The sequence below is a fragment of the Erwinia typographi genome, assembly GCF_000773975.1.
Classification (GTDB): domain Bacteria; phylum Pseudomonadota; class Gammaproteobacteria; order Enterobacterales; family Enterobacteriaceae; genus Erwinia; species Erwinia typographi.
Genome location: NZ_JRUQ01000050.1, coordinates 58438 through 66146, shown reverse-complemented (window position 1 = coordinate 66146; position 7709 = coordinate 58438). Strand labels below are relative to the sequence as shown.

Here is a 7709-nt window from a genome sequence, read left to right as displayed (position 1 = left end):
CCGCCGGTTTGAGCTTCTCGGCATGGTATGACACGCCGGCAGGCCCATCGGTGGTGCTGGGTGCCTCGCTGATGTTTATGCTGAGTATGGTCAAGCGGCCAGCGGTGTGATCCGGCCGGATGCCTTAAACATAAAAAAACCGGGATTTCCCGGTTTTTTTATGCCTGCAGCAGGGGGTTACTCTTCCCGCGTGATGCCAAAGTGCCTGTAGGCGTGCTGGGTTGCCATCCTGCCGCGCGGCGTGCGCTGAATAAACCCTTGCTGAATCAGATAGGGTTCCAGCACATCCTCAATGGTTTCGCGCTCTTCGCCGATGGCGGCGGCCAGGTTATCCAGCCCTACCGGACCGCCGGTGAACTTATCAATAATCGCCAGCAGCAGCTTACGGTCCATATAGTCGAAGCCTTCGGTGTCCACGCTCAGCATGTCCAGCGCCCGCGACGCCACGTCCCCACTCAGACTGCCAGCCGCACGCACTTCCGCAAAGTCGCGCACCCGGCGCAGCAGACGGTTGGCGATACGCGGCGTGCCGCGAGCGCGACGGGCGATTTCCAACGCGCCCTCTTCGCTCAGCGGCAGGCCAAGGCAGGCGGCGCTGCGTGAAACGATATGCTGTAAATCCTCAACCTTGTAGAACTCAAGGCGCTGCACGATGCCGAAACGGTCACGTAGCGGAGAGGTTAAAGAACCGGCGCGGGTCGTTGCGCCGATCAGGGTAAAAGGCGGCAGGTCGAGCTTGATGGAGCGGGCGGCTGGCCCTTCGCCAATCATGATATCCAGCTGGTAATCCTCCATCGCCGGATAGAGCACCTCTTCGACCACTGGCGACAGGCGGTGGATCTCATCGATAAACAGCACGTCGTGAGGCTCAAGGTTGGTCAGCATCGCCGCTAAATCGCCCGCTTTTTCCAGCACCGGCCCCGAGGTGGTGCGCAGGTTAACGCCCATCTCATTAGCCACGATGTTCGCCAGCGTGGTTTTCCCCAGCCCCGGCGGCCCGAAGATCAGCAGATGATCGAGCGCATCGCCGCGCATTTTCGCCGCCTGGATAAAGATCTCCATCTGTTCGCGAACCACGGGCTGCCCGACATATTCGCCCAGCAGCTTAGGGCGAATGGCGCGGTCGATGACCTCTTCTTCGGTGACGGTTCCCGGCGAGACCAGGCGATCGGCTTCTATCATGCTTTACCTCAAATTGCTGCGCGGAGTGCTTCGCGGATCAGCGTTTCACAATCGGCATCCGGGCGACCAATCTTGCTGATCATCCGGCTGGCTTCCTGAGGTTTATACCCCAGCGAGACGAGGGCGGCAACGGCTTCGCCTTCCGCATCGTTGGCGGCATCCGCAGCAGGCTGAACCTCGCTGGTCAGCGCGAAAGGCGCATCGGCGGCGAACAAGTCGCCATGCATTCCTTTAAAGCGGTCCTTCATTTCCACCACCAGACGTTCAGCGGTTTTCTTACCGACGCCCGGCAGTTTCACCAGCGCGGCAATCTCTTCACGCTCTACGGCGGTGACAAACTGCTGAGCGGACATCCCGGAGAGGATCGCCAGCGCCAGCTTAGGCCCGACGCCGTTCACCTTGATCAGCTCGCGGAACAGCGCCCGCTCAGGCTTGCTGTTGAAACCAAACAGCAGCTGAGCGTCTTCGCGCACCACGAACTGGGTGAAGAGAATGGCTTCCTGATTCAGCTCCGGCAGCTCATAAAAACAGGTCATCGGCATATGTACTTCGTACCCTACGCCATTGGCTTCCAGCACCACCAGCGGCGGCTGTTTTTCCAGGATAATGCCTCTGAGACGACCAATCACATTCACTTCCTTCACAAAAGAGTAGTTGGTTGGTTATACCATAAAAAAAGCTGGATGAATATCCAGCTTATCAGGAACGGAGGCGGCCTCGCGCCAGGTTTAGCGGCCCTTCGCCCATGCGGTTAGCGTTCTGGCTGATATGGCAATGGGTGATGGCAATCGCCAAAGCATCGGCGGCATCGGCCTGCGGGTTAGCCGACAGCTTCAGCAGGGTTCGCACCATATGCTGTACCTGGCTCTTCTCCGCGCTGCCAATGCCCACCACGGTTTGCTTAACCTGACGCGCCGCGTATTCAAACACCGGCAAATCGTGATTAACCGCCGCGACGATGGCCGACCCGCGCGCCTGGCCCAGCTTCAGCGCCGAGTCGGCATTTTTCGCCATAAAGACCTGCTCAATAGCGAAAAAATCCGGCTGAAACTGAGTAATGATTTCACTTACGCCTGCGTAAATCAGCTTCAGCCGCGAGGGGAGATCCGTGACGTTAGTGCGGATGCAGCCGCTGCCTAGGTAGGTCAGCTGGCGGCCAACCTGACGAATAACGCCGTAGCCGGTGATGCGCGAACCAGGGTCGATACCTAATACGATCGCCATTACGCACCTCCGGCCAGCGGGTCATACAGAGACAACGCCATTAAAGGGTTGCCGCCACCTCGTCGGAGATCTCACCGTTATGGTAGACTTCCTGCACATCATCACAGTCTTCCAGCAGATCGATCAGACGCAGCAGCTTAGGCGCGGTATCTTCATCCATATCGGCTTTGGTGGAAGGGATCATCGAAACCTCAGCGGATTCAGCCTTCAAACCCGCCGCTTCCAGCGCATCTTTCACCTGGCCGAGTGACTCCCAGGCGCAGAACACGTCGATAGCGCCATCGTCATAGGTCACCACATCATCAGCACCGGCTTCCAGCGCCGCATCCATCACCTCGTCTTCAGTCAGGCCCGGCGCAAACGAGATGACGCCTTTTCGGGTGAACAGGTAGGCTACCGACCCGTCTGTCCCCAGGTTGCCGCCGGTTTTGCTGAAGGCGTGACGCACTTCGGAAACGGTACGGTTACGGTTATCGCTCAGGCACTCAACCATCACCGCGGTACCGCCAGGGCCGTAACCTTCATAAATGATGGTTTCCATGTTGCTGTCGTCTTCGCCGCCCACGCCGCGCGCAATCGCACGGTTCATGGTGTCACGCGTCATGTTGTTCGACAGCGCTTTATCCATTGCGGCGCGCAGGCGTGGGTTTGAGCCGGCATCGCCGCCACCCAGTTTTGCTGCGGTTACCAGCTCGCGGATAATCTTGGTGAAGATCTTACCGCGCTTGGAATCCTGTGCCGCCTTACGGTGCTTGGTGTTAGCCCATTTACTGTGGCCTGCCATAAATTCAATTCTCCAGAAAAGACTAAATAACAAATTCTTCAATTGCCTGGCGATTACTCCAGGACTTGGTCAGCAAGGCGGCCTCAGCAGGCGCCAGCCAGCGCAGAGCGAGATGTTCGCTAAGCGCTATCTCCCACTCTGTCGGCAGCGCCAGGCTGAACCAGTGCTCGCTGTTGTGCGTGACGTCCGGGGCATAACGATGCCGGAAGTGGTCGAAGATTTCGAATTGTATCTGACGCCGACAGTCAACAACTGTGAGCTGCCTGGCGTTGACGTCAATTCCCAGCTCTTCGAGCACCTCACGCTTCGCCGTTTCCATCAGGCTTTCGCCCGGCTCCTGGCTGCCGGTGACCGACTGCCAGAAGCTGGGATCGTCACGGCGCTGAAGCATCAGCACCCGCCCGGTATCGCGGGCGAAGATCACCACCAGTACCGATACCGGATTTTTCCAGGCCATTACTCGTTCTCTGAATTTTCTTCAGATGACGACTTCTGATACTTCTTCATCACTTCAATACCCAGTTCCGCCAGCGAGACCGGATTGGCAAAGCTTGGCGCCTCGGTCATCAGACAGGCGGCGGCGGTTGTTTTCGGGAAGGCGATCACGTCACGGATGTTATCGGTGCCGGTTAACAGCATCACCAGACGATCCAGACCGAAAGCCAGGCCCGCGTGCGGCGGCGTGCCGAACTTCAGCGCGTCCAGCAGGAAGCCAAACTTCTCACGCTGCTCCTGCTCCGTAATGCCGAGGATGCCGAACACGGTCTGCTGCATCTGGCCGTTGTGGATACGTACCGACCCACCGCCGACCTCATAACCGTTAATGACCATATCGTAGGCGTTGGCGATGGCGCTTTCCGGCACGGATTTCAGCTCGTCCGGCGTCATCTCTTTTGGCGCAGTGAACGGATGGTGCATGGCGGTCAGACCGCCCTCGCCGTCCTCCTCAAACATCGGGAAGTCGACTACCCACAGCGGCGCCCAGGCGCTACCGGTGGTAATATTCAGATCGCGGCCCACCTTCAGGCGCAGCGCGCCCAGCGCATCGGCTACCACTTTGGCGCTGTCAGCACCAAAGAAGATGCTGTCGCCGTCGCTGGCGTTAGTGCGGGCGAGGATGGCTTCGACTATCTCAGCGGTGAGGAATTTCGCGACCGGACTGGTTACGCCCTCCAGCCCTTTCGCCCGCTCGTTCACCTTCATCCACGCCAGGCCTTTCGCCCCGTAGATTTCAACGAATTTAGCGTACTCATCAATCTGCTTGCGGCTCAGCTGAGCGCCACCCGGCACGCGCAGGGCCGCCACGCGGCCTTTCGCATCGTTTGCCGGGCCGGAGAAGACCTTAAACTCCACCGTTTTGAGCAGGTCAGCCACGTCCACCAGCTCCATTGGGTTACGCAGGTCCGGCTTGTCAGAACCGTAACGCCGCATGGCCTCCCCAAAGGTCATGGTCGGGAAGCTGCCGAGATCGGTGTTTTTCACCTCCAGCCACAGTTCGCGCACCAGCTGCTCCATGACTTCACGCACCTGCGGCGCCGTCATAAAGGAGGTTTCGACGTCGATCTGGGTAAATTCCGGCTGACGGTCGGCGCGCAGGTCTTCGTCGCGGAAACACTTAACCACCTGATAATAGCGATCGAAGCCGGACATCATCAGCAGCTGCTTGAACAGCTGAGGAGACTGCGGCAGCGCGTAGAATTTGCCTTTATGCACGCGGCTCGGCACCAGATAGTCACGCGCGCCTTCCGGCGTGGCCTTGGTCAGCATCGGCGTTTCAATATCGAGGAAACCATGATCGTCCATAAAGCGACGCACGAAGCTGGTGATTTTAGCGCGGGTCTTCAGACGCTGCGCCATTTCAGGACGACGCAGGTCCAGATAGCGGTACTTCAGCCGCGCCTCTTCGGTATTGGCGTGGTTGGAGTCCAGCGGTAACGGCTCGGCGCGGTTAATAATGGTCAGATCGGTGGCAAAAATTTCAACTTCACCGGTCGCCATCTCGCTGTTTTTGTTTTTGTCATCACGGGCTCGCACGGTCCCTGTGAGCTGAATGCAAAATTCGTTACGCAGTTCAGAGGCCAGCCTGAAGGCTTCCTGACGATCCGGGTCGAAAAAGACCTGCACGATGCCTTCGCGGTCACGCATATCAATAAAGATCAGGCTGCCCAGGTCGCGGCGGCGATTAACCCAACCGCACAGTGTCACTTGCTGGCCTACGTGGGACAAAGTGATCTGTCCGCAATAATCAGTACGCATAACGATATCCTTTAAACTTCGCCGCATCGCCGCAGCATGATTCGGTTTCCAGCCCGGTAAGGCTCTGCTGCCGCGAAAAAAGGCGGCCATTATAATGGAAAAACCCCGGCGCGATAAGAGCCGTAACCCCATCAGGCCCGCTGATTCGCGGCAAAATTCTTCATAATCTGCCGGGTTCTCACAAAAGCTAACAAATTTCACGCTTTGCGAACATTGTCGTTGTCACCCGTCGGCCGTATTCTCGACGGTTTCCCCCCTTTGACCGGAGAGACTATGTTGGAACTAAATGCTGCCAAAACTGCACTGGTGCTGATTGATTTGCAGGAAGGCATTCTGCCTTTTGCTGGCGGTCCGCACGCGGCGTCGGATGTGGTTGCCCGAGCGGCGGTGCTGGCGGAGAAATTTCGTGCGGTAAATTCCCCGGTAGTACTGGTCCGCGTGGGCTGGGCAAAGGATTTTGGCGACGCGCCAAAACAGCCTGTTGACGCCAGCCACAGCGGTGGGCTGCCGGAAAACTGGTGGGTCTATCCTCCGGCGCTGGGTAAAAAAGAGAGCGATATCGAGGTGACCAAGCATCAGTGGGGCGCTTTCTACGGCACCGATCTGGAGCTTCAGCTCCGTCGTCGCGGTATTGATACCATTGTGCTGGGCGGTATTTCCACCAATATCGGCGTTGAGTCTACTGCCCGGAACGCCTGGGAGCTGGGCTTTAACCTGATCCTGGCGGAAGATATTTGCAGCGCGGGCAGCACCGAAGAGCACAACGGCAGCTTCAAAAATATTTTCCCGCGTCTGGGTCGCGTTCGTCAGTCAGCAGAGGTCATCTCCGCGCTGTAACCCTCTCACCCCGCTAAGCTCCGGATGGGCTTAGCGGGTTGCACTCCCTGCCCCCACTGGTTACATTTCAGTTCAGACCGCCAATCAGGGAAAGCCGATGAAGCCTTTTTACCTGGGGTTGCCTCAATGGCAGCATCCACAGTGGAAAAAACTGGGTATGAGCACCCTCGCCGACTATGCGCGGTACTTTAACTGCGTGGAGGGTAACACCACGCTCTACGCGCTGCCCCGCCCCGAAATCGTTCAGCGCTGGCGGGACATGACCCATGACAGCTTCCGCTTCTGCTTTAAATTTCCCGCCACCATCAGCCATCACGCCGCGCTGCGCAACTGTGGCGATCTGACGGCCGAGTTTTTCAACCTGCTGGAGCCCTTAGCCGATCGCCTTGGACAGTACTGGCTGCAGCTGCCGCCGACCTTCACGCCGGCTGATTTACCGGCGCTGTGGGCTTTTCTTGACGCCTTGCCGGACAGGTTCAGCTACGGCGTGGAAGTGCGTCATCAGGACTTTTTCGCCAAGGGCGAAGCTGAACAGGCGCTGAACCGTGGGTTACATCAGCGCGGGGTCAACCGGGTGATTCTGGATACCAGAGGCGTCCATTCAGCCTACCCTGGCACGCCAGCCGTTATTGAAGCACAGCGTAAAAAGCCGAAGCTGCCGGTTCATGTGGTGATGACCGCCGGGCAGCCAATGGTGCGATTCATTGGTGGTGACGATGCCGATGCTAATCTCCGCTGGTTCCAGTCCTGGCTGAGCAAGCTGCCACAGTGGTGCGAGCAGGGCCAGCCGTGGCTGTTTATCCATACGCCGGATATCGCCTGGGCCCCGCAACTGGTGCAGCATTTGTTGAGTGCCCTGCAGAATGTGCTACCTCAGGTGGGCGAGGCGCCGGACTGGCCGCAGCAGGCGCCGTTATTTTGACCCAATCCTTAAGATAATTCTTTAACTGTAGGGGTAACGCACTGACAGTACGAGGTTTCATCGTTATGATGACGCCTAAGAATTTACTGTACTGATGGAGTCAGGATGGTTAGCGCCCTGTATGTTGTGCTTGGAGCCGTATTTATTATCAAATTTTCCGTTGATGTGGTTCGTCTTCGCCGGCTGTATCGGGTTTCTCACGGCGATGGAGGTTTTTACGAACTGCAAACCGCCATTCGCATCCACGGCAATGCCGTAGAGTATATCCCCCTTGCCACCCTGCTGCTGGTGGTGATGGAGATGAACGGCGCCGATATCTGGATGCTGCACCTTGTTGGCCTGCTTTTCTTCCTCGGCCGCCTGCTGCACGCCAGGGGAATGCGCACCAGCACGCTGCTGTGGCGTAAAAACGGCATGATCCTCACCCTGCTGTCGCTGCTGGGTATGATTATTTTTAATCTTCTCTACCTTCCCTGGGATCTGGTTTTGACCCTGCACTAATCC

Annotated in this window: 10 protein-coding genes; 4 read left to right on the top strand and 6 right to left on the bottom strand. The window is 57.8% G+C overall.

The features are described 5' to 3' along the window. On the top strand, nt 1-110 hold a 110-nt coding region (locus NG99_RS29330; RefSeq protein ID WP_198138806.1), incomplete at its 5' end, for a metal ABC transporter permease. Between the two features lie 67 nt (nt 111-177). Here NG99_RS29330 and ruvB read toward each other — a convergent pair. The 6 genes from ruvB to aspS all read right to left on the bottom strand — a co-directional run bounded on the left by ruvB (nt 178) and on the right by aspS (nt 5446). Further along, complete coding sequence (ruvB, locus tag NG99_RS17965) at nt 178-1182, bottom strand: Holliday junction branch migration DNA helicase RuvB (protein WP_034895917.1); 1005 nt, start codon at nt 1180-1182, stop codon at nt 178-180. An 8-nt stretch (nt 1183-1190) separates the two neighbouring features. Beyond that, nucleotides 1191-1811, bottom strand: a complete 621-nt coding sequence (gene ruvA, locus NG99_RS17960) for a Holliday junction branch migration protein RuvA (protein WP_034895915.1) — start codon at nt 1809-1811, stop codon at nt 1191-1193. A 70-nt stretch (nt 1812-1881) separates the two neighbouring features. Next, nucleotides 1882-2406 carry a crossover junction endodeoxyribonuclease RuvC gene (gene ruvC, locus NG99_RS17955; RefSeq protein WP_034895911.1) on the bottom strand — a complete coding sequence of 175 codons (525 nt, stop codon included), beginning with the start codon at nt 2404-2406 and terminating at the stop codon, nt 1882-1884. 40 nt (nt 2407-2446) lie between these two features. Next, entirely contained in the window at nt 2447-3190 is a 744-nt protein-coding gene (locus NG99_RS17950; RefSeq protein WP_034895908.1) for a YebC/PmpR family DNA-binding transcriptional regulator, read from the bottom strand. Nucleotides 3191-3212: 22 nt separating this feature from the next. Further along, nucleotides 3213-3647, bottom strand: a complete 435-nt coding sequence (nudB, locus tag NG99_RS17945) for a dihydroneopterin triphosphate diphosphatase (protein WP_034895905.1) — start codon at nt 3645-3647, stop codon at nt 3213-3215. Continuing rightward, nucleotides 3647-5446, bottom strand: a complete 1800-nt coding sequence (aspS, locus tag NG99_RS17940; protein ID WP_034895902.1) for an aspartate--tRNA ligase — start codon at nt 5444-5446, stop codon at nt 3647-3649. Before aspS ends, nudB begins: the two co-directional genes overlap by 1 nt. A gap of 273 nt (nt 5447-5719) precedes the next feature. Here aspS and NG99_RS17935 point away from each other — a divergent pair, with 273 nt between their 5' ends. From NG99_RS17935 to NG99_RS17925, 3 genes are all read left to right on the top strand, one after another. Continuing rightward, on the top strand, nt 5720-6283 hold the full coding sequence (locus tag NG99_RS17935; RefSeq protein ID WP_034895899.1) for a hydrolase: 564 nt from the start codon (nt 5720-5722) through the stop codon (nt 6281-6283). A gap of 97 nt (nt 6284-6380) precedes the next feature. After that, on the top strand, nt 6381-7205 hold the full coding sequence (locus NG99_RS17930) for a DUF72 domain-containing protein (RefSeq protein ID WP_034895896.1): 825 nt from the start codon (nt 6381-6383) through the stop codon (nt 7203-7205). 105 nt (nt 7206-7310) lie between these two features. Beyond that, nucleotides 7311-7706 (top strand): MAPEG family protein, encoded by a 396-nt coding sequence (locus tag NG99_RS17925; protein ID WP_034895891.1) that lies wholly within the window; start codon nt 7311-7313, stop codon nt 7704-7706. Nucleotides 7707-7709 lie beyond the last annotated feature (3 nt).

Bases quoted from the DNA above. Each gene is read 5' to 3' on its own strand.
- ruvB (WP_034895917.1), bottom strand. From the start codon at position 1,182: ATGATAGAAGCCGATCGCCTGGTCTCGCCGGGAACCGTCACCGAAGAA.
- NG99_RS17935 (WP_034895899.1), top strand. From the start codon at position 5,720: ATGTTGGAACTAAATGCTGCCAAAACTGCACTGGTGCTGATTGATTTG.
- aspS (WP_034895902.1), bottom strand. From the start codon at position 5,446: ATGCGTACTGATTATTGCGGACAGATCACTTTGTCCCACGTAGGCCAG.
- NG99_RS17925 (WP_034895891.1), top strand. From the start codon at position 7,311: ATGGTTAGCGCCCTGTATGTTGTGCTTGGAGCCGTATTTATTATCAAA.
- NG99_RS17950 (WP_034895908.1), bottom strand. From the start codon at position 3,190: ATGGCAGGCCACAGTAAATGGGCTAACACCAAGCACCGTAAGGCGGCA.
- ruvC (WP_034895911.1), bottom strand. From the start codon at position 2,406: ATGGCGATCGTATTAGGTATCGACCCTGGTTCGCGCATCACCGGCTAC.
- NG99_RS17930 (WP_034895896.1), top strand. From the start codon at position 6,381: ATGAAGCCTTTTTACCTGGGGTTGCCTCAATGGCAGCATCCACAGTGG.
- nudB (WP_034895905.1), bottom strand. From the start codon at position 3,647: ATGGCCTGGAAAAATCCGGTATCGGTACTGGTGGTGATCTTCGCCCGC.